Below are 23439 nucleotides of genomic sequence, written 5' to 3'. Positions count from 1 at the left end.
TCTCCGTTATTTATACTAAATATCTTTACGAACAATTGGCATACTCATGCAACGTGGACCCCCACGACCACGAGATAATTCCGAACTTAGCACCTCAATGACTTCTATACCATGTTCCCGTAATAAAGTATTGGATACATAGTTGCGATCATATGTAACAACTACACCTGGCGCAATTGCTAATGTATTAGAACCGTCATTCCATTGTTCACGAGCGGAAGCAATTGCATCTCCTCCTCCACAAGGAATAAGAACTAATTCACTTAAACCTAATACCTCTTTTAATGCTTCCATTAAAGAAGTACGATGTGTAATTTTAAGAGTTTCCACATCTGGACCTTTTTCTAAAATATAAATATTCATATTTCCTTTTGGCCCTTGAATGGCTGGGTGAATTGTAAACTTGTCATAATCAACCATTGTAAACACTGTATCTAAATGCATAAATGCTCGGCATTTTGGAATTTCTATTGCTAACACTTTCTTAATTTTATTTTGTCGGCTAAAAAGGTTTTTAGCTAAACGTTCAATTGCTTTAGCTGACGTACGGGCAGACACCCCAATTGCAATTGTTTCTTCATTTAAAATTAGCTCATCGCCACCTTCAATTGGAAACTTATAATCACGATCTAGCCAAACTGGCACATTGTGATTTGCAAATCTTGGATGATATTTAATGATGTACTCCATGAATAATGATTCACGTCTACGCGCCGGTTCTCTCATCTTATTTATCGTTAAGCCATCGCCCACGCTAGCTGCTGGATCACGAGTAAAATATAAATTAGGCATTGGGTCTAAGTAAAACGGATAATGATCTTCCATTAATTCGTATAAATGTGTCTTCTTACTTGTTTCAATTTCGTTTTTCCGTACACCACCCATAATTTTTTGAATTAATTCTTCATTTGAAAAGGAAAGTAAATATTCTTTTAAAGTTTGATGTGCAACATTTACGTCAGCCTGTCCTTCTTCTAAAATACGATCAACAAATTCTTCTCGAAGTTTTTTATCTACTAATGCCTCAGCAGCTAGTTTTTCTAAATAAAGAACTTCAACACCCCGATTGCGTAATGTTTGTGCAAAATAATCATGCTCTTTTTGAATAATTGGTAAGTATGGAATATCGTCAAATAATAATTGTTGTAAATAATCTGGCGTTAAGTTTTCCACTTCTTTACCAGGTCGTTTTAATAACACCGTTTGTAATTCCCCAATTTCTGAAGTAACATGTATCGGATGCTTCATTTGTTGTACCTCCTTTTAAATATGTTTGATGTCTTACAAGTACATAATAAATGCTACGCGCTTTCACCTTTGTGAAAACATCCACATTATCATTGTGAAATATTAAACAAGTTATTTTTTTAAAATCATATGAATTTGTATTTTTATAACACTCCATCCCGCTTTTTCAATAAAAAAATACATGTATTACGCATATATGTTGAATATTTAACTTCCGTATTTACACAAAAATCCTGTTTTTAATTTTTATTAAAAACAGGATTTTGCATCTAAATAATTAAATTTAACCTTTCTTCTAAAATCTCCCTATCTGATTTCGACTGAGAAATTATAAGGCATGTATCATTTCCACATATACATCCTATTTTTTCTTTCCAATCTAACTCATCAAACAAAACACCAATAACATGTGCATTACCGGGTAATGTTTTAATAACCATTAATTGATCTACACAATCAATTTTTACAACAACCTCTCGTAATTTTTTCTTTAACTTTATATCAGTTTGTAAATGCTCTTCTGAGAAAAATTTATATATCATTAATCCTTCTTGAGAAGGTACCTTCGTTAAGTTTAACTCACGAATATCTCGAGAAACTGTAGCTTGTGTTACTAATACATCTTTTTTTGCTAACAATTCTACTAATCTTTCTTGCTTCTCTATTTCATACTCCTTTACAAATTGTTTAATTAATCGTTGTCTTTTTTCTTTTTTCATAAAAGACACCCCTTTTAATATTATAGCTCGCTATAATTTTCATCCGAAAGGGACAGAAAAGAATGTTGCGGAAACGTTCATAGTTTATACTTTTTAACGTTAGATATTAAATCTAGCTAAAAAAAGAGAAGAACAGCATTCCGTTCTTCTCTTTTACATTGAAAACCGTTCAATTGTTTGCTTTAAATCCGCTGATTGATTCTCTAAGTCTTTTAATAATTGATCGATTGCTATCATATTTTTAGACTGTTGTAATGTCACACGTGCCACTTCTTGTGAACCAGCTGACGTTTCATCCGCAATTGCTGCTACAGCCTTTGTTTGTGCTCCTGTTTGATGAATGTGACTCACTTGTTCATTCATATAACTGCTAATTTTCTTGGTTGCATCGGCTACTTCCATAACACTTGATGACATTTCTTTTAAAATTAATTCTGTAGCTTCTCCGCGTTTCGCCTCTTCTTTAGCTTTCTTCACCTGCTCTGTCATTTTCAATGCGACTTGCTGTACTTCATCTTGCATATTCCGCAATAACTGCGATATGTTTTTTGCGGAATGATCACTTTCATCAGCCAATTTACGTACTTCTTCTGCTACAACCGCAAAGCCTCTTCCATGCTCTCCTGCACGAGCTGCCTCAATAGAAGCGTTGAGTGCTAATAAATTTGTTTGGGTAGCAATCTCACTCACAACAGAAACAATGTGTTCAACTTGTTTCATTCGCTCTTCTAATTTCTGTACATTTTCCATCGAATCTTCATTTTCTCTCGCCAATGTTTGAATACCTTGAATTAAAGAAGTAAATACACGTGTACTTTGTCCTAAAGCTTGAACCATTTCTGAAGACAACTCTTCAGACTGTTTTGCTTTTCCTTCATTTGCAATAGAAGTCGTTGTATCAACAGTAGAAACGATCGCTTGAATCGATGCTGCTGATTGCTCGGCATCGGAAGAAATCTCCGCAAGAGTTTCAGACACACCTTGTGCTTGTTTTGTCGCTTCACCTGTTTGTTTTCTAATTTTCTGAACTTGATTATTGGCATACAAAAATGTAGTATCAATATTTTTTACCCTACCTCTTAAATTTCCTAGCATCCTATTAAATGCAGCACTTAAAGACTTAATTTCATCATCCGTCTTTGGCAATGGGACATCTTCCCGAATATCACCCTCCGCCGCTTTCCTTGCAGCTTCTTCCAACTTCCGAAGTGCTTTAATTAAAAAAGTTGCTGCTCCATATGCTAAAATTCCAGACCATACTACACCTAATAACATAACGATAATATTATAAACAGTTTGACTTACATAACTTTGAAAATAATCATATATAACGTAAATAAAAAATAAACTTGTTGAATATGTAATTAAAGCTAAAGCTGTCGTAAATAGCATAGGTCGTATACGTAAACCAAAGGAAAATGTTTTCCTTTCTTTTTCCATCTCTTCTTTCCCCTTCTTATAAGCAATATAAGTGCTATCTATATATTGTCATCCGTATTTTCGATATAGAAAGGTATTGAGATTTTAAAAATCATAATTTCCTTGAATATCAAATCTCGCCAAAAAAATAAAGGATTCTGACAATTTATGACTAATTACAGAAATAAGGGGCAACATTTGTAAAATATATTTTTGACTGGGGGGTTTGTATGATTCAAGTTCGAAATCTAGTAAAATCATTCGGTTCACTTGATGTTTTAAAAGGAATTGATTTAGAAGTAAAAGAAAAAGAAGTTGTTGTTTTAATCGGTGCCAGTGGTTCCGGCAAAAGTACATTACTTCGCTGTCTTAACTTTTTAGAAATGTACGATGAAGGTGAAATTCATTTACAAGGTGAACGAATTGATCCAAAGCATTCAAATTTAAACAAAGTCCGTGAAAATGTCGGTATGGTTTTTCAGCACTTTAACCTCTTTCCTCATATGACCTCACTAGAAAACATCACAGAAGCACCTATTCACGTAAAAAAATTAGAGACAGCAAATGCAAGGGAAATTGGAAACCAACTCCTACAAAAAGTTGGCCTACAAGATAAGGCAGATGTAACTCCCCACCTCCTTTCCGGTGGTCAAAAACAACGAATTGCGATTGCACGAGCTCTTGCCATGAATCCTAAAATTATGCTATTTGATGAACCTACCTCAGCTTTAGACCCTGAACTTGTTGGAGAAGTGTTGCAAGTTATGAAAGAACTTGCTGAAGAAGGAATGACAATGGTTATTGTTACTCATGAAATGAATTTCGCAAGAGATGTAGCTGACCGCGTCATCTTTATGGATGACGGGAAGATTGTAGAGGAAGCTCCTCCCGCGCAATTCTTTTCAGCTCCATCACATGAACGGGCCAAGCAATTTTTACGCAACGTTTTATAATGTAACTTCTGTTTCAAACGAAAAGAAATACAGTCATACGGTGCACAACTAATCATCCAAATAAAATATCTCGATAACATACTTAAAACCATCCGTATGATCAATATATAGGAGGGGTTTTATGAAAAGAAAACTATTAACTATTGTTGCGAGTATTACACTGTGTACATCCTTCATACTAGGAGCCTGTAGCAAGGAAAGCACTACTACCTCATCTAATGGTGAAAAAGAATTTCGTTATGCGATGAGTGGTTTATACAAACCTTTTAATTATAAAGAAAATGACGGAAAGCTTGTCGGTTTTGATGTAGAAATAGGTGAAGCTCTCGCGAAAAAGATGGGAATGAAACCTGTTCCCGTTACAAATCCTTGGGAAACGTTAATTCAAGGTCTACAATCAAAAAAATATGATGTGATATTAGGAAGTATGGCTATTACAGAAGAGCGATTAAAAGCCGTGAATTTCTCAAATCCATATTATCGCTCTGGTGCACAAATTTTTGTAGCTAAAAAGAATACATCTATCTCTTCTCCAGAGGACTTGAAAGGTAAAAAAATAGGTGTTGTAAAAGCAAGTACCTTTAAAACTCTTGTTGCAAAACATACAGATCAAATTACAGAATATGATAGTGATATTACTGCACTTATGGACTTAGAACCAGGACGTGTAGACGCAGTTATTACTGATCAAATGGTTGGTCTTCGTATGATTAAAGAAGGTAAATCCAATATAAAAGAAGCTGGAAAACCATTAAACCTTGATGAAATGGGAATTGCTATTCATAAAGACAATAAAGACATGGTCGAAAAGGTAAATAAAGCGCTAGATGAAATCATTAAAGACGGTACGTATGAAAAAATTAGTAAGAAATGGTTTGGGCGTAATATTCTTGGAGACGAGGCAAAAACAAAGTAAGTTGGCCATTTAGAGATTTCATAAATCATGCCCCACTTTGTATGTGGGGCATTTTATTCACTACTAAAATCCATACAATATGAGGTGACACATATGTTTGAAATTTTTATCTCTACCTACCCCACACTCTTAAAGGCTACTATAGTCACATTACAATTAACACTAACATCCCTATTACTCGGTTCACTAATTGGATTACTAGTCGCTTTCTTTCGAATCTCTAACAATAAAGTTTTAAATAGTATTGCTCATGTATATATCGCCATTATTCGTGGTACACCTTTAATTGTTCAAATTGCCATTCTCTATTTTGGGATTACATCCGTTGTTGTTTTTACCCCTTTTTGGGCAGGCGCAATTGCTTTAGCAATTCATAACGGTGCATATATTACTGAAATTTTCCGAGGATCAATTCAATCCGTTGACCGAGGACAATTAGAAGCCGCTCGCTCTTTAGGTATGCCTTATCCTTTAGCGATGCGCCGTATTATATTACCACAAGCATTTCGCCTATCGCTTCCTCCTCTAGGGAACCAATTCATCATTGGATTAAAAGATTCTTCACTCGTTGCTTATGTAGGAATGTCCGAATTATGGGGATCAGGTTTATCCATTGCCGCAGGTAACTTCCAACAATTAGATACATATATAATCGTTGGTGTATATTATCTCGCACTTGTTCTTCTATTCACTTACCTTGTTAATCTTTTAGAAAAACGACTACAACGAAAAGAAACTAACTCTATACAAGTCAAGGCAAAGAACAAAAAAGAAGTTTCTTTATAACAAAAAGCAAGCTCTAAAAGAGCTTGCTTTTTCATCGTAAAATATATCTATTATTGATTTACTTTTTTAATACTCTCTTTTTCCTCTATATGATCCTCACGATATGAAATATTATGAGGGTCTAGTCCATTTCCTAAAGAACCATAGAAATGCTCCCTATGCGGATCAACTAATTCACTTCCTTGATAATACACACGTGGTGTATTCCATAGCGCTGCCAAAGCTTTGGTCATTGGCATCTCATGATAGCGTTCCGGCCACATTTCTTTAATTTTATCTTTTACTAACGGATAGTATTTAGAGCTCATAGCAGGAAACAGATGATGTTCCGTATGATATGAGAAATTGAAATGTAAAACGTCTACCCAGCGCGGCACTGTTACTGATAAACAGTTTGCTAACGGATCATTTACTGGAACAATTGGATTTAAGCGGTGATTTGTTGCGATATATGCCATTACAATGAAGTTAGCAATTAACAACGGAATCACATATGCAAATAACCATTTTCCAGGTCCCATAATAAACAATAAACTAATCCAAACTGTCCAAGGCAAAAGAAGTTGAAGCCATACAGATTTTTGATTGGATGACTTAAATTCTTTTATAAAATGAAAGAACATTCGAGTCGAATGCAATGTAAATTGAATTGTTAATGACAGAAAACTAAAGAATGAACGTACATGAAGAGGCATACGATATACCCAACTCAGAAACTTACTCTTTTTTAGCTTCTCAAGTGTCGGCCATGCATCTGGATCATTCTCTTCATGCTGCGTATGAACATGATGCGTTGCATTATGCCACTTTCTCCAAAGTTTAGGGCCTGTTGATAATGGCATAAATGCAATCGCGCCTAAGAAATCACGAAGCCATGCCTTTCTTACAACAGTTCCATGTAAAATTTCATGTCCTAAAAACCCAAGTGAAGCAAAACATAATCCGAGAACAATCGCAATTCCTAGATTCGCCCACACATTCAATTCAAATACACCAATCGATATTAACCCCGCCAATGCCACAAGCAAATAAGCCAGTCCACCAAATAAACGAGTAGGAACTGGTTTAAATGCTTTTTTCGGCAAATGTGGTGATACACGTGCTGCATACCACCCAAACGTATGAAGCTCCTTCATCCTTTTGCCCCTTTCTTATGCCGCGCCCTGCGCAACTTGCATATATTAATTCTTGCTTCCAGATTGATTTTACTAGGTGATCCAAAAAGCATCTATTATAAGGAAAATATACTCACTCTATCGTCACTTATTTTTCGCTTTTATTATCAATGAAAAACATTTCTCTTTTTACTCTCTATCAACCTTTCCACATGATGAATCATAACAATAGAATTTCTATATTGTCAACAACTTTTATGACCTAGTAATAAAAGTTGGTTATATTTTTATAATTATACTTTATTTCACTAAAGAAAAAACATAGATTTCATAAGGCTTTATCCGCTATATATACACATCCACTTACACACCATAGACTCTATCCTATTCAAGAACTCTCTATATAATCAACAAATCGAATCATTTGAATTGAGCTTTATATAAATCCTACTTCTTCATACTGCCCCTAATAAAATAATTATATTAAAATAATTTTATCTTTCGTTTAATAAGAATAGAATGCTACGAAAACAACATACATGAATTCCATATAATATGGAAATATTAAAAGGAAAATTGTTCTAATTCAGGAGGTTTCCAAAATGACAGATGACACATTTCCGCAGTTACCATCATCCTATTGGATTGAATCTACTCAATTGCCTACTTTTCCTCATCTATCCGAAAATATAAAGACAGAAGTTGCTGTTATCGGCGCTGGCATTACAGGCATTACCACCGCCTATTTACTCGCTAAAGAAGGAATGAGAGTCGTTTTAATTGATTCCGGCTCTGTTTTAAATGGAACAACTGGGCATACAACCGCAAAAGTAACAGCACAACATGATCTTATTTACGACGAATTAATAAATCATTTCGGTGTTGAAAAGGCAAAGCTTTACTATGAATCAAATAATCATGCTCTACAATTCATAAGTGACACTGTGCAAACATATAAAATCGACTGTAATTTCACAAATGAAGATTCGTATTTATATACAACTACCGATAATGGCCTGCGAAATTTAACGAAAGAATATGAAGCCTATCAAAAATTAAATATTCCTTGTGAATATGTTCAATCCCTGCCAATTCCTATTCCCGTACAATCTGCACTTGTGATGAAAAATCAAGCGCAATTCCACCCCCTTCTTTATTTAAAAACACTTTTAGAAAAGTTTGTGGAGATGGGCGGAAAGGTTTATGAACAAACAACAGCTATTGATGTGGAAAAAGGAGATTATCCACAAGTAATTACAAAGGGTGACCATCGCATCACTTGTAAATATATTGTCTCTTGTTCACATTTTCCCTTTTATGATGCTAATAGCTTTTTCTTTACGCGGATGTATGCAGAACGCTCCTATGCTCTCGCAATAAAAGCAAAAACGGATTATCCGGGCGGCATGTATTTAAGCATCGATGATCCAAAACGCTCCTTACGTTATATGACAAGCAATGGAGAAAAGTTGATATTAATTGGCGGAGAGAGCCATAAAACGGGACAGGGAATAAATACGATGCTTCATTATGAAGCACTCTATTCTTTTGCTGAAGCAACTTTTGGAGTAGATGAAGTTCCCTATAGATGGTCAGCGCAAGATTTAATTACTCTAGACAAGCTCCCTTATATCGGACATATTAACGAAAGGAATCCAAATATATTTGTTGCAACTGGATATCGCAAATGGGGCATGACAACAGGAACTGCTGCAGCTCATTTACTGAAGGACTCCATTCTAAAAATTCACAGCCCATATAAAGAGCTGTTTGCACCATCACGCTTTCATGCAAACCCAGATATAAAAACATTTCTCTCTCAGAACATTGATGTTGCTAAACATTTAATTGAAGGGAAAATTGAAACCGCATTACGTAAACCAGAAGATCTTGAAGTTGGCGAGGGCTCTGTTGTACATGTCAACGGTAAACGAGCAGGTGCTTATAAAGATACAGAAGGAAAATTACATATCGTCGACACCACTTGTACGCACCTTGGCTGTGAAGTTGAATGGAATAACGGTGATTGTACGTGGGATTGCCCTTGCCATGGTTCTCGTTTTTCAATTGAGGGCGACGTTATTGAAGGTCCTGCAGATCAACCATTAAAACGAGTTGATAACGAATAGACAATGCAATATAACTTGGCATGGAATTTTTCATTTATCCTCATTTGCGGGTCTTATCGCAGCTATATCGTTTTTCTTTACTCCTACAAAATAAAAAAGAGCACAAACTCACTTGTGCTCTTTTTCATATACTTCAAACAGCATATCTCGAAATAGTGTATTCAAACTCTCAATATCGATCCCCAATCCCTTTTTAATTCCTTTCACATATTGTTGATAATAATTAATTTGTTCCTCTAAAAATTGATTCAACACATTAATTTTCAATCCAATATCTAATTCAGTACCCGCCCTTTTCTTTATTAGTAGCTTTTCAATTTCATTCAATACACTACGCTCTACTGATAGTTCCGTAATTAACCGGTCAAATTCTACTGGGGGCAATGTCCCTTTCTCTTCTAACCATTTACAAGCTAAAATAGGACGTAATACATAAAAGTACTTTTTCAACTTTACATTCTCACCTTGCAAAAATTCACGATAATTTTTCGACGCCATATGTAAGTAATGATATATCGTTGCTTTTGGATCGAAATTCTTTTCACTCATTTGTTGAAGTTGCTCTGGAAAATTAGAGTTTTTCGAATAAAAAATTGGTGATCGAATCCACTCAAGTAAAGCTGGATTTGACTTTGCGAATAGCTGCAAAGCCTTTTTAATATCCCAGCCACTTATATCTAAATCATCACTAATCGGATATTCAATTACATCTCGTTTATCATGAATTGATAAATACCATTCTACTGGATGTATATAAACAAACCTAACATCATAATCACTATCTTTCGATGGAAATCCCCAAGCACGACTCCCTGATTCCACTGCAAATAAAATTTTCACATCATTCTCTTGTTCAATTCTTTCTAGCTCTAATTCAATTCTCCCTCTCATTTCATACCATCCCCATTTTTTGATTATTTCCTTGGAAATTCGACAAATATATTACTAATTTTACTACATACTAAAATAACTGCCAGAAATTTTCTGACAGTTCAATAAAGCCTACTTTCTCTTTTCAATTACAGTAGCGGTAATTCGTTCAAACTCTTTTTGAATTTCCTCTTTATATGCATCCACTTTTGAAAAATCCATAGCAGCAATATAAATTCGTTCTAATTTATCACGAACTGATTTCGCTTTTGCCAAGAAAGACATCGCCTCATTCATTTTTGCCTTATATCGAATGGAAACGTCACGAATTTCTTTAGCATATTTTTCATCCGTCCCCGGTGTAACAATAAGAGCATACATATCTATAATCTCATCACCCACGCGACTCGGAAAATATTCATGTGGTGCGGTACTATCAAAAATTGCAAATCCTAATTCTCTTACAATAACCATATCAAGACTATTTGGATCAAATCCGCAATGATATACTTCAACTTCAAACCCTTTTTCTTCTGCTGCCTGCGCTAACTTTTTGAGCATTGTTGATTTTCCTGAGCCAGGGCGTCCTTTTATAAAATAACGATGTGGTAATCCTTCTGTTAAATTAGGAACGAAATCAACTGCTCCTTTCGGTGTAGCAGCTCCTAAAAACCGATGTTTCACAATCGATTGTTTCCCCTTTTTATCTGTAAATAATTTCTGAATCAACTGATCTGTTAGTTCATTTGCTTTGTTAAAATCAATATTATTAATATATATTTTCTCCCACTCATCGTGTATAACTAATGCCTCTTTAAAACATCCGTAAGCAGATTGGAAAGCCTTGCTCGCTTCTGATACAAATCGTTCAATTTCTAACTTCTGCTTTCTTAATTTATCTGAGTCCCAAGCAACTCCTAAATTAATATACTCTTCCACAACCCCTGGCATTTTGGGCTCAATAACATGCGGTGATGTTCCATCAACAATTCCTACTTTTAATTTTGGGATAATCACTCCATCAACTGACTTATTATCAGAAGAACAATGCAAAAGTTCAATATCATATCCTTTTTCAGCCCATTCACGACCTATTGCCTTTATTAAAGAAGATTTCCCAGTTCCTGGACCACCCTTTAAAATAAACAACCTGTCTAGCCCTTTTAAATTCTCTTCGTATAAATTATGAAATCCTCTAGCTGTATTTCCACCGGCATAATAATTCAATACATTACCTGTCACTGCACTCACTCCTTCGCAGCATTCTATTTACATAAGCTACAATATGCGAGCAACTTTATTTGGGTGAATACCTATTTTGTATTGCACTAAAAAAGGAAATGAATTACAATTTAAATATTAAAAAATCAAAATATTAAAACTAAATATTTCTTTATCAAGAGAGGCAGAGGGACCGGCCCTTTGAAGCCCAGCAACCTCAGTTTATACAAACTGAATAGGTGCTAATTCCTGCAAAATGCAATGCATTTTGCAAGATAAAACTTAACCATTGTGTGCAAAGCTCATCTTTCTTGATTATGAAAGATGAGTTTTTTATATTTTAAAACATATATTGGAGGTATTCAAAATGAAAGTAATCGACCTATCACAAACATTTGAAAACAATATGTCTCAATTTCCTGGAACACCAAAAATCCAACTAGAAGCAATTACAAACGTTGAAGAGACGGGCTATCAAGTTACAGATTTTCATTCTGTCGTTCATGTAGGTACACATTGCGATGCCCCTGCGCATTTCATTTCAGGTGCAACCACTATCGATCAATTACCCCTAAAGCAATTTGTAGGTGAGGCCGTTCTTATCGATGTAACTCATATTCAAGAGAGAAAGTTACCTAAGGAAGTATTGCATAATACCGATATAAAAGAAGATGATATTGTCATTTTCCATTCCAATCTATCTAATAAGTGGAATACAGCCGCTTATGAGAAAGAAGCGTTTTATCTTTCCGAAGAATTAGCTGAAGAACTGGTTCAATTAAAAGTAAAATCAGTTGGTTTAGATTTTATTTCTCCTGATGAGGTAACGACAGAAACATCGCCGGTTCATCACATATTACTAGGGAATAACATTTACTTAATTGAAAACTTAACAAATCTAGATGCTATTAAAGCGAAACGTTTCTTTTTCTCGGCAGCACCTTTAAAAATTAAAGATAGTGACGGTGCTTTCGCAAGAGCATTCGCTGTTATTTTTTAAACACGGCCTACAAAAAAAGCAAAGATCATTTTTGACCTTTGCTTTTATATTTTTTATTTAAGTTTAAAAAGAATTGTTCCACTCTTGGGCGTAACCAAGCTAAATAATCTTTATCTCTCTTCTTTGTACAAGCTATCTCTTCTCCATCCACCATTTCGACAAGTTCTAGCTCTAACAATTGCCTCGTAAATGCTACCATATTTACGTCTTCGGCCGGATACTCTTCTTTTAATTTCTCCTCTATTTCTCCCAATAAAAAGCCGTCACGCATCATTGCTAGTGCATCAATCCAAAGTGGCGGCATTTCATATGTCTCTCCTGTAATCGTATCTTTTACAATATAATTCTTTTGCTCTTTTCGAAATTGAATTGTGTGTAAACATACAGTTGAATTTAATGTTAATTCCATCATACCACCCCTTTCATCATATCTGCATAGAAAAAAGGATGCGCGTGCACCCCTTCTTTTCTTTTCATAACACTACCAAACCGTTACACGAGCTAAAAGCTCTATGTCGATATTTTCCTCCATTATAAACGAAGTGTTTTATAAAAAAAACCCTTCTTGAAACATTTTATAAAATGTTTATATTTACACAACAAGAACACTTTTCTGAAAAATAATTTCGTCTAATGTACTACACTGTTGGTAAATAAATTTCCACTTTCGTTCCTACGCCCATACTACTTTGAATCGCGATACTCCCTTGATGTTCTTCAATAATTTTATATGTAATCATTAGTCCAAGGCCTGTACCATTCTCCTTTGTTGTGTAAAAAGCTTTTCCGATCTTTTCTATTTTCTCATTTTCTATCCCCAAACCTTGATCTTCAATAGAAATACACAAATTCTCTCCAGCTTTTTTATATGCACGAATCTGAATATCTCCACCCTTTGGCATCGATTCTATTCCATTTTTGATAATGTTTAATAACACTTGTTTTAATTGTTTATCATCACCATTTATAACGGGTAAATTTCCATCTACTTGCAAATGAAATTTCACTTTATATTGAGTCGCATAACTTTCCATTAACTGTACAACATATAAAAGGATTTCCCGTATATTACACCATTCATAATTTGTTGGTTTCGGTTTTCCTAATAACATCAATTCACTAACAAACTCATTAATTCTCTCAATTTCTTGCAGCATAATCTCATAACTCATCGTATCTTCAAGATTTCTTTCCTTTTGAATTTGTGTAAATCCTTTTAAAGCTGTTAATGGGTTTCGAATTTCATGAGCAATTGTTGTAGACATAGTCCCAATAACAGCTAAATTTTCGGTCTCTTTCATATTGCTCATCATCTCAACAACTGTTCTTACATAAGACTGGAAACGTTTTAACAGAGAATGTGAAATAATACAAAAGAATACACATAAAACAAGCGGAATCACAACTTTTATATCTTGCAATAACAGCGTGAAAAATACATATTTTCCAATTACACTACAGGAAACAAAATAAAAATATTTTCTATTCACGAAAATCGGTGCAAATAAAATTAAAAATATTTCAACCATATTTCCATTTTCAAAAACACGATCACTGTGTAAATAAATCATTAAGTTAGTAATAAGGTCAATAAGCATGTACCCAATTAAAAATAAATATTTTACAAAATATACATAGCCTTGTTTTTGAAGGTATATCGAAATAGGAAATAAGGATATTACTAATATATATACGCCTATTCCCATACCACCTTCTGGCCACCCTATCCTTGCTTCATTAATATTCATAGCGGGATAAACGAAATAATAGATAATGTCATATGAAAAGAATATAATATAGAATAATAATATAAATACTTTTAAAGCTTCTCTTTCTTCATAAATCAAGCTCCTGTATTTGTTCATATAAAAACTCCTCTTGATCAATACCAACAAATATTTCAAATGTTATCCCTTTAAATTATAATTATGAAATTGCTTTCAGGGCAATATTAACCTTCTAATGCTAAAAAGGAAGGAGATATACACCTCCTTCCTTTTTAGTCACATTTTATATCATTCTTACCCTATCATGTAGTAATCCATCTGTAAAATCATTATGCCCTACTACAAAATCCTTCATATATAAATTTAAATATTCCCCATACTTACTTTCAGTATTTAATAATAATTCTTCTACATAATAAGCACCTTGTCCAAAAGCATCTAACAGTAAACTACATAAGCCAGCATAAATTCCACACCCTACTTGGAAGTAAGTCCCATTTGTTTTATATTTTTGAAAAACTTGGCTACTATTCATTACATTATACATGTATGTCTCGCCATTTTCATAAACGAGTAACACACCGACTAAATCTTCTCCTACAATATCTTCTTCTGCTGGATTAAATACTTTACGATTCCAATTCCATAAATCTTCTACTTTATCTAAGTTCTGTCTAATTAAGTTTGTTGTATACTCATTGATCCGATAAAGAAAACCAACTTCCATATTAAAAGATTTCCCTAAAATTAAAACTTCTTCATGCGGCATTAAGCAACCGTAAAATTCTTTTTCACCTAACTTTACCTTATACTCTGAAGCATATACATCCTCATAAAAGTAAAGTGGACGATGATGACTCATATACATAGGATAACTCCATATCGCTTCATCAAGAAAACGCTCTACTGCCCATGATGCATAAAGTGTATGAGGTTTTATTAGCCCTTTATCATTCAAAAACGAAGTATCATGTTCTACAATATAGCATGCTCGTGGCTTTTCATTTGGACGTTCTTTCATAAGTTCAACAACCATCCATTGAACAACACCAGGATTCATACCTGAGCCTATAATCGCTCTTGTATTTGTAAATGTTTCTTTCTCCTTCTCAAACCTCGTATACCTTTCCGTAAGCTGAAAACCAAGTAAACTATCGTCTTGATCTACTGCCTCATTTTCCAAAGCCGAATTAATGTAACAAATACCAAGGTCATTACAACAACTCAGTACCCTAATCGTATCTGCGCCTGAAACATCAATAACAACCTTCGTTCCTTTTTCTTTTAAATGTTGTTTAAATTTGACTACATCTTGAAGATTTATTTCATATAAAAAAAATTGCTCTTTCAAATTTGGAAACAACTCATCATAATAACTTTTATCTTTTTGTTTTATATCCACCAAATGAAAATTCACATTCTTTATGACGTCATAAATTGGATCTTTTTCATTTACTACCGCTTGATTCAAAATTGCTAACACTGCTTTTGCTGCTCCACCAGCACTGCCAAGCAACGTAATCGAAAACGAATTTGGAAACTGCTCCACAAATAAAACCCCTTTAATAAATTAGTTGAGCAGCACTTACTCAAAAAGTGAATTGAATACAACAAAAAGTAGCTCGTACATCTTTTTTTATAATGTAGTACAAGGTTACCTCTTTATAAGTAAAAACAGGAACATACTTATATATTCAATTCACTTCCCCCCTCATATCCAAATAACGGTAAAAAAATAAGCTCGACCTTTTCTTCCACATATATAAAAGAAAAAGCCAGCCCTTTAAACTAGCTTACGGACAATGGACAGATTTCACATGTTGAATATTCACATACATTTTTGCGTCACGTGCTTTTAATATTTCAATATGTCCTTCATCAATTTTCGCCATCTTTCCGATTTTGTTATATTCCTCACCTAAATCAAAAACCATAATTTTCCCAGCCATTTTAATAAGCTGTTCTTCAAATGTTCTAGCTAAAGTAATATTTAATGGATTTACGGGGAGTTCATTTTTGTTGAGGGAATAAGGTACTTGGTTCTCTTTATAAGGAATTAACCATTTCAAATGCTTTAAAGATATATATACCGTTTTATAAACCGGGCTATAAAAAACAATATAATCGTTCATTACACTTGTAACATAACCGTGTATTGGAGCATTTCCTGCCACATAAATTTCTGTAAAAATCCCTTTAGATGTGCTTAATACTTTCCTCAAAGAAATTGAAGGTGATTCTCTCTTAATTACAGAGTCCACATCTGGTTTTAATATTTCTTCATCATGCCCTCTCAAAAATTTATAATATTGGACATGGTATAAAGATATATACACATAGTCTTGTCCATTGTAAAGAACTACAATATCATTTCCTACATCAATTAATATACCTCTAAACCTTTTTTCACCGATTAATTTAACGTATATATTTTCCCCAATGTTCTTGTTTAACTCATTCATCTATATCCTCCTTTCTATGAAATTGCGCTTTTCTGTCTTCCATTTCAAAAAAATAATCAGGGGCAATGTTCTGTCTTTTAATAGTAAGAATTCTTTTTCATATACCGCGAAATTATTGCAGCGAAATATGAAATCGTTCTTCACTTTCAATCATAATGCCCCTCTTATTTATTAAACATTATTCTTCTTCATTCTTTTTACTTTTAACTACTTGACTCACACTCTTAATATGAGAATTAATTACATAAATGACCTCATCACCGTTTACTAGTGTAATACTTCCATCATGTATATCACTTAATAAACCTTCCACACACTCTGGTCCACCACGATTAATCTTTATCCATTTATACTTCAAGTCATTTAATACATCTAAAAAAGTATCTTCATCAGCATAGAAACATGAACCATATTCTCCTTGTGCTTCTTTCACTTTCCTGACTAGACTCTTCACATGTTTCAGCTGATAATACACTAATTCTCCATGGGGTAATTGTAGTGTAAGATAATCTTTTCCTAACAATAACAGTACACCTACTCGACTTTCCGGTCCGCGAAGATTTACTTTTACATTCTCACCGACTAAACCTTTGATTTGATCACAGCTTACTACACTCTTCAAGTTCATACCCTCCTTTCTGTATTATCTTCCTCTACTTGATTGTCTTAGTGCACGAGCTCGACTTGAATTATTGCTGTTTTCATTACTTTTCTCATCGCTACTCTCATCACTACTCTCATCGCTCTCTCCACTTACTGGTGCATTATAATTAACACTTTTAATATGAGATAGTGCAATTAATACAACTTCTTCTTTTATAATTAACGTTACATAATCGCTAGAAACATCTTGTAAAATACCTTCAATTTTCTCTGGACCGCCACGATTAATTTTCACCCAGCGGTATTTGAAGCCTTGAAGTAGCGTTTCAAAGTCTTCCGCACTGTCTTCTTCCGACCATACGGAATCACCTATCCCACCATCTTTCGTATTTTTTGTAATGCTTTTCAGATGGCGAAGCTGGTAGTAATGGTACTCTCCTTTTTCATTCTGTAATACGAAGTAGTCCGCATATACTGATACTATTGCTCCTTTTTGAGATTCTGGTCCACCTCTGTTTATTCTTACATAAGATCCAATTAAATTTTCCAAAAAATCCCAATTAAATAAACTCACGAGAAAACCCCTTCCATTAATTTATAAGCTTTTGCACTGATAGTATATGTATCTGTACAGGTTATGTTCGCTATGTTTGTCCCCGCTATGAAAAAATATGCTTTTAACTAATAGTACTAATCCCTATAAAATCTTCTTTCCCTTAAAGTAACTCTAAGTTTTTGAATGACTTTTTCACCCCTTAATATAAAAATCCCCCGTATTAAGATACATTTCTGCATATCTTAATACGGGGGATTTTCCTAAATTTAATCTTCGTCTTTAACATCCATATCTTCCGGAATTGGCTCATTTAATATTTCTTCCACTAATTGCTTATATTTCTCCATTTGTTCTAAATGTGTATTAAACTGTTCCTTGTTTAATAAATATTGCTCTCCATCAAACAATGCACGAACTTTCTTTTGCTGAATTAAATCTTCAACGTACGATTTGGGTAAATTCAAATACTCCGCAGCCTCTTCTATCGTTATATACAATGTGTTCATTCCTTTATTATTTTTTCATATATATACTGTATCTTACTTTATTTTTGTAAACAAATAAAAAAGATTTTGTAAATACAAATTAAAAAGCAGGTAGATGCATTCCATATATTGTATAATAGTATAGTAAGTATTTTTTTAAATATAGAATGGTATTACCCATTTACACAAAGGAGAGTTAACATATGGCTACTCGTCACATCATTACAATGTTAGAAAAAACATTACGAGTTGAAACAGACAACACAATTTCTCATCTATCTAATTCTTTATCCGATCGTATTCTTTCACAAAGTGCAGCAGTACATGAAAACAATTGCTATCATACAATTGGCGAATGGTACAAAAATCATTTCTTATTCCAACAAGATGATTTCCTTTGGGCTAAATACGTTTTCTATGACGCATATTGTGAGGCTATAAAAAAACAAGGTCATCTTACAAAACGCGTTCGCCAAATATTAGAATCATTAGCTCGAAAACACGGAAAACAATACATTGCGTCTATACTAAATATGCCATTTCCTAATGAACAGGAAAAAGGGACAGCATAAACCAATCCTAGATTCATTGTTTTCTAGAGAGATTACAAATAAAACGTTCATGTCACATGAACTAATGAAACCGGTGTCATTATCATGATTGAAAATATAGTAAACAGGAAAACCCCCACTTACATCTCTCATCTAATCGAATAGAGAAGTAAGTGGGGGTATACTTGTTCCTTTATCCCGCTATTTGTGGGAAATAAAAGCCCGATTGGTGCGGGCTGATAATCAGTAGGGGGATGGCCCCCCACTAATTAAAGTTTCACCTTATTATTTTATCATCTGCTTAATCAATTCTCGATTTCTCTTCTTAAATACCTCATTATGAGAAGAAACCATACCATACTCACTTGCATCTGGTTGAATAAATTGTTTCGCTTTATTCACAGCATTTCCAGCATCTTGGAATGCCCCTGCAATTAAATGTAATTTTCCGTCATGCTTTAAAATATCTCCAGCAGCATATAATCCGTCTACCGAGGACTCACTATTTGCATTCCCTGCAATAAAGTAATTATCTACAATTGCGACATCTAGCTCACTATTTTCCAATAATGTAATGTCACGTTCATATCCATGATTAATAATAACTTCATCGATAGATAACTGAGAAACCTCTTCCGTTTCATGATTTGTTAATTCTACATATTCAATCGTTTCATGGTTATCACCAGCAATTAATTTTGTAATCGATGTATTAAAGAAACATTCTGCTGAACTATTCATAAGTTGTTTAACTTGTGCCTCGTGACCAGATAATTCTTCTTTTCTATATGTTAAGTACACTTTTTTCGCGATTGGTTCTAATTCATTCGCCCAATCAATTGCAGAGTTCCCTCCACCTGAAATAATTACCGTTTTATCTTTGAAACGTTTTAACGATTTAACTGTATAATTTAAATTTGAGACTTCGAATCTCTCCGCACCTTCAATTGACAACTTTTGTGGATTCAATATACCACTCCCAGTTGCGACGATCACCGTTTTTGAAAAATGTTCTTCACCATTGCTTGTTTTCAACGTAAAAATACCATCTTTATTACGAATAATTGATTCTATTTTTGTATTCAATACAACTTCAGGCTGAAATGTTAATCCTTGTTGTACAAGTTGCTCAATTAATTTCTCGCCAGTAACCGGTAATAATCCGCCAATATCCCAAATCATTTTCTCCGGATAAACATGTATTTTACCACCTAACTGTGGTTGAAATTCTATTATTTTCGTTTTCATCTCTCTTAGTCCACTATAAAAAGCTGAATAAAGCCCCGCAGGCCCTCCGCCTATCACGGTTACATCAAACAATTCTTCTTGATTCATTCGTGTTCACTCCTCAGCTATTAGTCATTGATTATCATTCTCAATAAAATATAACCTGTTTCCGCAAAATTTACAATCAAAATTACTATTGACAATACACCTATATAAAATTATATTATTTAAAGAATCAATAGTGATAATCATTATCAATTTGTTAATTATTAGCAACTGTGAGATTACATCTTCTCTCATTAATATGGTCAATACTATATTGTAAAATCTCATATTCAAGACTTTTGTATTACCACTACTCTTTCAAAGAGATTGCAGTTAAACAATTTATTGTATATCACATATCATCTATCCAAAGGAGAAAGACGATGAAAAAATTATTTATTTCACTAACAGTTCTGTTCGTCCTTGTTATGAGTGCTTGTAGCAATGGTTCAACAGACAAGAAGAACGACGCAAAAGGTAAGAAGTCAGAAACAATTACATACCAATCTGAAAATGGTAAAGTTGAAGTTCCAGCAAATCCACAACGTGTTGTTGTCCTATCATCATTCGCTGGTAACGTAATGTCATTAGGTGTAAATCTTGTTGGGGTAGATTCATGGTCTAAACAAAACCCACGTTTTGATAGCAAGCTTAAAAATGTTGCTGAAGTATCCGATGAGAATGTTGAAAAAATTGCAGAATTAAATCCAGATTTAATCATTGGTTTATCCAATATTAAAAATGTTGATAAGTTAAAGAAAATCGCTCCTACTGTAACATACACTTACGGAAAAGTTGATTACTTAACACAACACTTAGAAATCGGTAAATTATTAAATAAAGAAAAAGAAGCAAAAACTTGGGTTGATGATTTCAAGAAACGTGCACAAACAGCTGGAAAAGACATTAAAGCTAAGATCGGTGAAGATGCAACAGTTTCTGTTGTTGAAAACTTCAACAAACAGCTTTATGTATACGGCGAAAACTGGGGCCGTGGAACAGAAATTCTTTACCAAGAAATGAAATTAAAAATGCCTGAAAAAGTAAAAGAAAAAGCTTTAAAAGAAGGATACTACGCATTATCTACTGAGGTATTACCTGAGTTCGCTGGTGATTACTTAATCGTAAGTAAAAACAAAGATACTGATAACTCATTCCAAGAGACAGAATCATATAAAAACATTCCAGCAGTAAAAAATAATCGTGTATATGAAGCAAACATGATGGAATTCTATTTCAATGATCCACTTACATTAGATTTCCAGCTAGACTTCTTCAAGAGGAGCTTTCTTGGTCAATAATACAAACATGAGGAATTCTTAATTTAAGAATTCCTCTTCCTTTATTCTATGAAAAGAAAAGATGTGAAACGAATGACAAAAGATCACGGTAATCCACGTTCCATGGCTTTTACATACAAATTAATTTTGAGTATCATTGCATTCTTTCTTATTTTTATGTTCGCAATGGTGTTAGGTGCTGCAGATACTTCTATAAAGGATGTATGGTTAGCACTCACTTCCTCCGCTAAAGGAGACAAAATATCTATTATTCGCGAAATACGTTTACCACGTGAAGTTGCCGCTGTTTTTGTAGGAGCTGGACTTGCTGTTTCTGGAGCAATTATGCAAGGATTAACACGAAATCCACTTGCAGATCCTGGATTATTAGGGCTATCTGGTGGAGCAAATGCTGCACTTGCACTAACACTTGCTTCCAACCCTTCTATAAGCTACCTTTACTTAACACTAGCCTGCTTTATCGGTGCTGCAATTGGCGCTATTATGGTATTTGGAATTGGCATGGTGAAAAAGGGCGGACTTTCCCCTCTTCGAATTGTATTAGCGGGTGCTGCAGTTTCAGCATTTCTACTTGCAATTTCAGAAGGCGTCGGCATTTACTTCAAAATTTCACAAGATGTATCACTTTGGACGGCTGGGGGCGTAATTGGAACGACTTGGAGCCAATTAAAAATTATTATTCCTGTTATTTCAATAAGTATATTTATCGCTATTTTACTTGCAAGGAAATTGACAGTCCTTAGTTTCAGTGAAGAAGTTGCTGTTGGACTTGGTCAAAAAATTATCGTCATTAAAACGATTTTATTTATCATTATTATCTTGCTTGCTGGCGCTTCTGTAGCACTTGTCGGAAACATGGCTTTTATCGGCTTAATGATACCGCATATGGTTCGTCCAATCGTTGGACCAGACTACCGTTTCGTTATACCAATGTCAGCGATCGCTGGTGCTTCCTTTATGCTGCTCGCAGATACAATCGGACGTACAATTAACGCTCCGTACGAAACACCAGTTGCTGCAATCGTCGCAATTGTAGGATTACCATTCTTCCTATTCATTGTACGTAAAGGAGGAAGAACTTTCTCATGATGCAATCTATTCTAAAGAAACAACGTCTTATCATACTCGCATTACTTATACTTACCATCACAACTATTGTAATTGGAATGGGGCTCGGTTCTGCCGCCCTCTCCTATGACAGGTTAATCCCAACGCTGATGGGACAAGGTACATTTAAAGAAGAATTCGTTTTATATTCTTTACGACTACCTAGAATTGTCATTACATTATTAGCTGGTATGGCTCTCGCTTTATCAGGGGCTATCCTGCAAGGCATTACCCGAAATGATTTAGCTGAACCTGGTATTCTCGGAATCAATTCTGGAGCTGGAGTCGCTGTTGCTGTTTTCTTTTTATACTTCCCAATAGACGTAGGTTCATTTCTTTACTTACTACCAGTCGTTGGATTTATCGGTGCGTTTCTAACAGCTGTTCTAATTTACGTATTTTCATATAGCAAATCCACAGGCCTTCAGCCAATACGATTAACATTAACCGGTATCGGTTTTTCATTTGCACTATCTGGAGCGATGATTGTCCTTATTTCATCCGCTGATCGTATGAAAGTGGACTTTATCGCAAAATGGATTGCCGGAAACATTTGGGGAGATGACTGGACATTTGTTTTAGCAATGCTTCCATGGCTAATCGTATTAATCCCATTTGTCTTCTATAAAGCAAATCGATTAAATATACTAGCACTAAACGAGCCAGTCGCAATCGGTGTTGGAATTGAAATTGAAAAAGAACGAAGATACTTATTAATCGCAGCCGTTGCACTTGCTGCCGCTGCTGTTTCTGTAACAGGAGGAATTAGCTTTATTGGACTAATGGCTCCTCATATCGCAAAATCTTTAGTAGGTCCAAGGCATCAAATCTTCATGCCAATCGCCGTTTTAATCGGCGGGTGGTTATTGCTACTAGCGGATACAATCGGACGAAATATCGTCGAACCTAACGGCATCCCCGCAGGTATTGTCGTTGCTTTAATTGGTGCCCCTTACTTTATGTATTTGTTGCTTAAGAAGGCATAGAAACACCCTCAAG

The 23439-nt window shown here is 34.4% G+C and carries 23 protein-coding genes and 1 riboswitch; of the genes, 9 read left to right on the top strand and 14 right to left on the bottom strand.

From position 1 onward, the window contains the following. Positions 1 to 15 precede the first annotated feature (15 nt). The 3 genes from arcA to Q3V31_RS23790 form a co-directional block, all read right to left on the bottom strand. Positions 16 to 1248: an arginine deiminase gene (gene arcA / locus Q3V31_RS23800; protein ID WP_000682327.1), complete on the bottom strand. Its 1233-nt coding sequence runs from the start codon at positions 1246 to 1248 to the stop codon at positions 16 to 18. Between the two features lie 269 nt (positions 1249 to 1517). Continuing rightward, on the bottom strand, positions 1518 to 1967 hold the full coding sequence (argR, locus tag Q3V31_RS23795; RefSeq protein ID WP_000711835.1) for an arginine repressor: 450 nt from the start codon (positions 1965 to 1967) through the stop codon (positions 1518 to 1520). A gap of 153 nt (positions 1968 to 2120) precedes the next feature. Further along, positions 2121 to 3407: a methyl-accepting chemotaxis protein gene (locus Q3V31_RS23790; protein WP_090814092.1), complete on the bottom strand. Its 1287-nt coding sequence runs from the start codon at positions 3405 to 3407 to the stop codon at positions 2121 to 2123. Positions 3408 to 3616: 209 nt separating this feature from the next. Between Q3V31_RS23790 and Q3V31_RS23785 the strand changes: the two genes are divergently transcribed. From Q3V31_RS23785 to Q3V31_RS23775, 3 genes are all read left to right on the top strand, one after another. Beyond that, positions 3617 to 4339: an amino acid ABC transporter ATP-binding protein gene (locus Q3V31_RS23785; protein WP_000616933.1), complete on the top strand. Its 723-nt coding sequence runs from the start codon at positions 3617 to 3619 to the stop codon at positions 4337 to 4339. 121 nt (positions 4340 to 4460) lie between these two features. Beyond that, on the top strand, positions 4461 to 5255 hold the full coding sequence (locus Q3V31_RS23780) for an ABC transporter substrate-binding protein (RefSeq protein WP_000823774.1): 795 nt from the start codon (positions 4461 to 4463) through the stop codon (positions 5253 to 5255). A 93-nt stretch (positions 5256 to 5348) separates the two neighbouring features. Next, positions 5349 to 6041 carry an amino acid ABC transporter permease gene (locus Q3V31_RS23775; RefSeq protein ID WP_000461545.1) on the top strand — a complete coding sequence of 231 codons (693 nt, stop codon included), beginning with the start codon at positions 5349 to 5351 and terminating at the stop codon, positions 6039 to 6041. Between the two features lie 50 nt (positions 6042 to 6091). Here Q3V31_RS23775 and desB read toward each other — a convergent pair whose 3' ends face one another. Next, on the bottom strand, positions 6092 to 7177 hold the full coding sequence (gene desB, locus Q3V31_RS23770) for a Delta(10) desaturase DesB (RefSeq protein WP_000661218.1): 1086 nt from the start codon (positions 7175 to 7177) through the stop codon (positions 6092 to 6094). Between the two features lie 581 nt (positions 7178 to 7758). Here desB and Q3V31_RS23765 point away from each other — a divergent pair. Next, on the top strand, positions 7759 to 9285 hold the full coding sequence (locus tag Q3V31_RS23765) for an FAD-dependent oxidoreductase (protein ID WP_016128268.1): 1527 nt from the start codon (positions 7759 to 7761) through the stop codon (positions 9283 to 9285). 108 nt (positions 9286 to 9393) lie between these two features. Here the strand turns inward: Q3V31_RS23765 and Q3V31_RS23760 are convergent, their stop codons facing one another. Both Q3V31_RS23760 and Q3V31_RS23755 read right to left on the bottom strand, forming a co-directional pair. Continuing rightward, a complete protein-coding gene (locus Q3V31_RS23760) occupies positions 9394 to 10176 on the bottom strand; it encodes a nucleotidyltransferase domain-containing protein (RefSeq protein ID WP_001214900.1) in 783 nt (260 codons plus the stop codon). Between the two features lie 111 nt (positions 10177 to 10287). Then, entirely contained in the window at positions 10288 to 11397 is a 1110-nt protein-coding gene (locus Q3V31_RS23755; RefSeq protein WP_090814091.1) for a PRK06851 family protein, read from the bottom strand. 148 nt (positions 11398 to 11545) lie between these two features. After that, a riboswitch (SAM riboswitch) is annotated at positions 11546 to 11658 on the top strand. 85 nt (positions 11659 to 11743) lie between these two features. On the opposite strand from Q3V31_RS23755, the gene Q3V31_RS23750 reads away from it, so the two are divergent. Then, on the top strand, positions 11744 to 12376 hold the full coding sequence (locus tag Q3V31_RS23750; protein ID WP_090814090.1) for a cyclase family protein: 633 nt from the start codon (positions 11744 to 11746) through the stop codon (positions 12374 to 12376). 25 nt (positions 12377 to 12401) lie between these two features. Here Q3V31_RS23750 and Q3V31_RS23745 read toward each other — a convergent pair whose 3' ends face one another. The 7 genes from Q3V31_RS23745 to Q3V31_RS23715 form a co-directional block, all read right to left on the bottom strand. Beyond that, positions 12402 to 12785, bottom strand: a complete 384-nt coding sequence (locus Q3V31_RS23745; protein WP_000424118.1) for a hypothetical protein — start codon at positions 12783 to 12785, stop codon at positions 12402 to 12404. A 229-nt stretch (positions 12786 to 13014) separates the two neighbouring features. After that, complete coding sequence (locus tag Q3V31_RS23740; protein WP_329767367.1) at positions 13015 to 14241, bottom strand: ATP-binding protein; 1227 nt, start codon at positions 14239 to 14241, stop codon at positions 13015 to 13017. A gap of 145 nt (positions 14242 to 14386) precedes the next feature. Next, positions 14387 to 15652 carry an S-adenosylmethionine decarboxylase related protein gene (locus tag Q3V31_RS23735; protein ID WP_090814089.1) on the bottom strand — a complete coding sequence of 422 codons (1266 nt, stop codon included), beginning with the start codon at positions 15650 to 15652 and terminating at the stop codon, positions 14387 to 14389. Positions 15653 to 15896: 244 nt separating this feature from the next. Beyond that, a complete protein-coding gene (locus Q3V31_RS23730) occupies positions 15897 to 16565 on the bottom strand; it encodes an LSm family protein (RefSeq protein WP_001004264.1) in 669 nt (222 codons plus the stop codon). A gap of 178 nt (positions 16566 to 16743) precedes the next feature. Beyond that, the gene (locus tag Q3V31_RS23725; protein WP_000844288.1) at positions 16744 to 17187 is read right to left on the bottom strand and encodes a hypothetical protein; all 444 of its coding nucleotides are present in this window, start codon (positions 17185 to 17187) and stop codon (positions 16744 to 16746) included. A 21-nt stretch (positions 17188 to 17208) separates the two neighbouring features. After that, the gene (locus tag Q3V31_RS23720) at positions 17209 to 17742 is read right to left on the bottom strand and encodes an LSm family protein (protein ID WP_000051836.1); all 534 of its coding nucleotides are present in this window, start codon (positions 17740 to 17742) and stop codon (positions 17209 to 17211) included. A gap of 248 nt (positions 17743 to 17990) precedes the next feature. Beyond that, positions 17991 to 18230 (bottom strand): helix-turn-helix domain-containing protein, encoded by a 240-nt coding sequence (locus Q3V31_RS23715; RefSeq protein ID WP_080018159.1) that lies wholly within the window; start codon positions 18228 to 18230, stop codon positions 17991 to 17993. Between the two features lie 182 nt (positions 18231 to 18412). Here Q3V31_RS23715 and Q3V31_RS23710 point away from each other — a divergent pair, with 182 nt between their 5' ends. Beyond that, on the top strand, positions 18413 to 18781 hold the full coding sequence (locus Q3V31_RS23710) for a hypothetical protein (protein WP_000235488.1): 369 nt from the start codon (positions 18413 to 18415) through the stop codon (positions 18779 to 18781). Positions 18782 to 19045: 264 nt separating this feature from the next. On the opposite strand, the gene Q3V31_RS23705 is transcribed toward Q3V31_RS23710, so the two are convergent. Continuing rightward, positions 19046 to 20095: an NAD(P)/FAD-dependent oxidoreductase gene (locus Q3V31_RS23705; protein ID WP_016128264.1), complete on the bottom strand. Its 1050-nt coding sequence runs from the start codon at positions 20093 to 20095 to the stop codon at positions 19046 to 19048. A 320-nt stretch (positions 20096 to 20415) separates the two neighbouring features. Between Q3V31_RS23705 and Q3V31_RS23700 the strand changes: the two genes are divergently transcribed. Genes Q3V31_RS23700 through Q3V31_RS23690 form a run of 3 tightly spaced genes read left to right on the top strand, consistent with a single transcriptional unit; the run spans position 20416 to position 23426 of the window. Further along, positions 20416 to 21333 (top strand): iron-hydroxamate ABC transporter substrate-binding protein, encoded by a 918-nt coding sequence (locus tag Q3V31_RS23700; RefSeq protein ID WP_090814087.1) that lies wholly within the window; start codon positions 20416 to 20418, stop codon positions 21331 to 21333. Positions 21334 to 21381: 48 nt separating this feature from the next. Beyond that, on the top strand, positions 21382 to 22422 hold the full coding sequence (locus Q3V31_RS23695; protein ID WP_329767366.1) for a FecCD family ABC transporter permease: 1041 nt from the start codon (positions 21382 to 21384) through the stop codon (positions 22420 to 22422). Then, complete coding sequence (locus Q3V31_RS23690) at positions 22419 to 23426, top strand: FecCD family ABC transporter permease (protein WP_000983738.1); 1008 nt, start codon at positions 22419 to 22421, stop codon at positions 23424 to 23426. Before Q3V31_RS23695 ends, Q3V31_RS23690 begins: the two co-directional genes overlap by 4 nt. Positions 23427 to 23439: the final 13 nt, after the last annotated feature.

Source organism: Bacillus nitratireducens (genome assembly GCF_036320425.1).
In the GTDB taxonomy this organism is placed as follows: Bacteria; Bacillota; Bacilli; order Bacillales; family Bacillaceae_G; genus Bacillus_A; species Bacillus_A nitratireducens.
The sequence above is the reverse complement of the archived record's forward strand: the minus strand, read 5'-3'. Positions and strand labels throughout refer to the sequence as shown.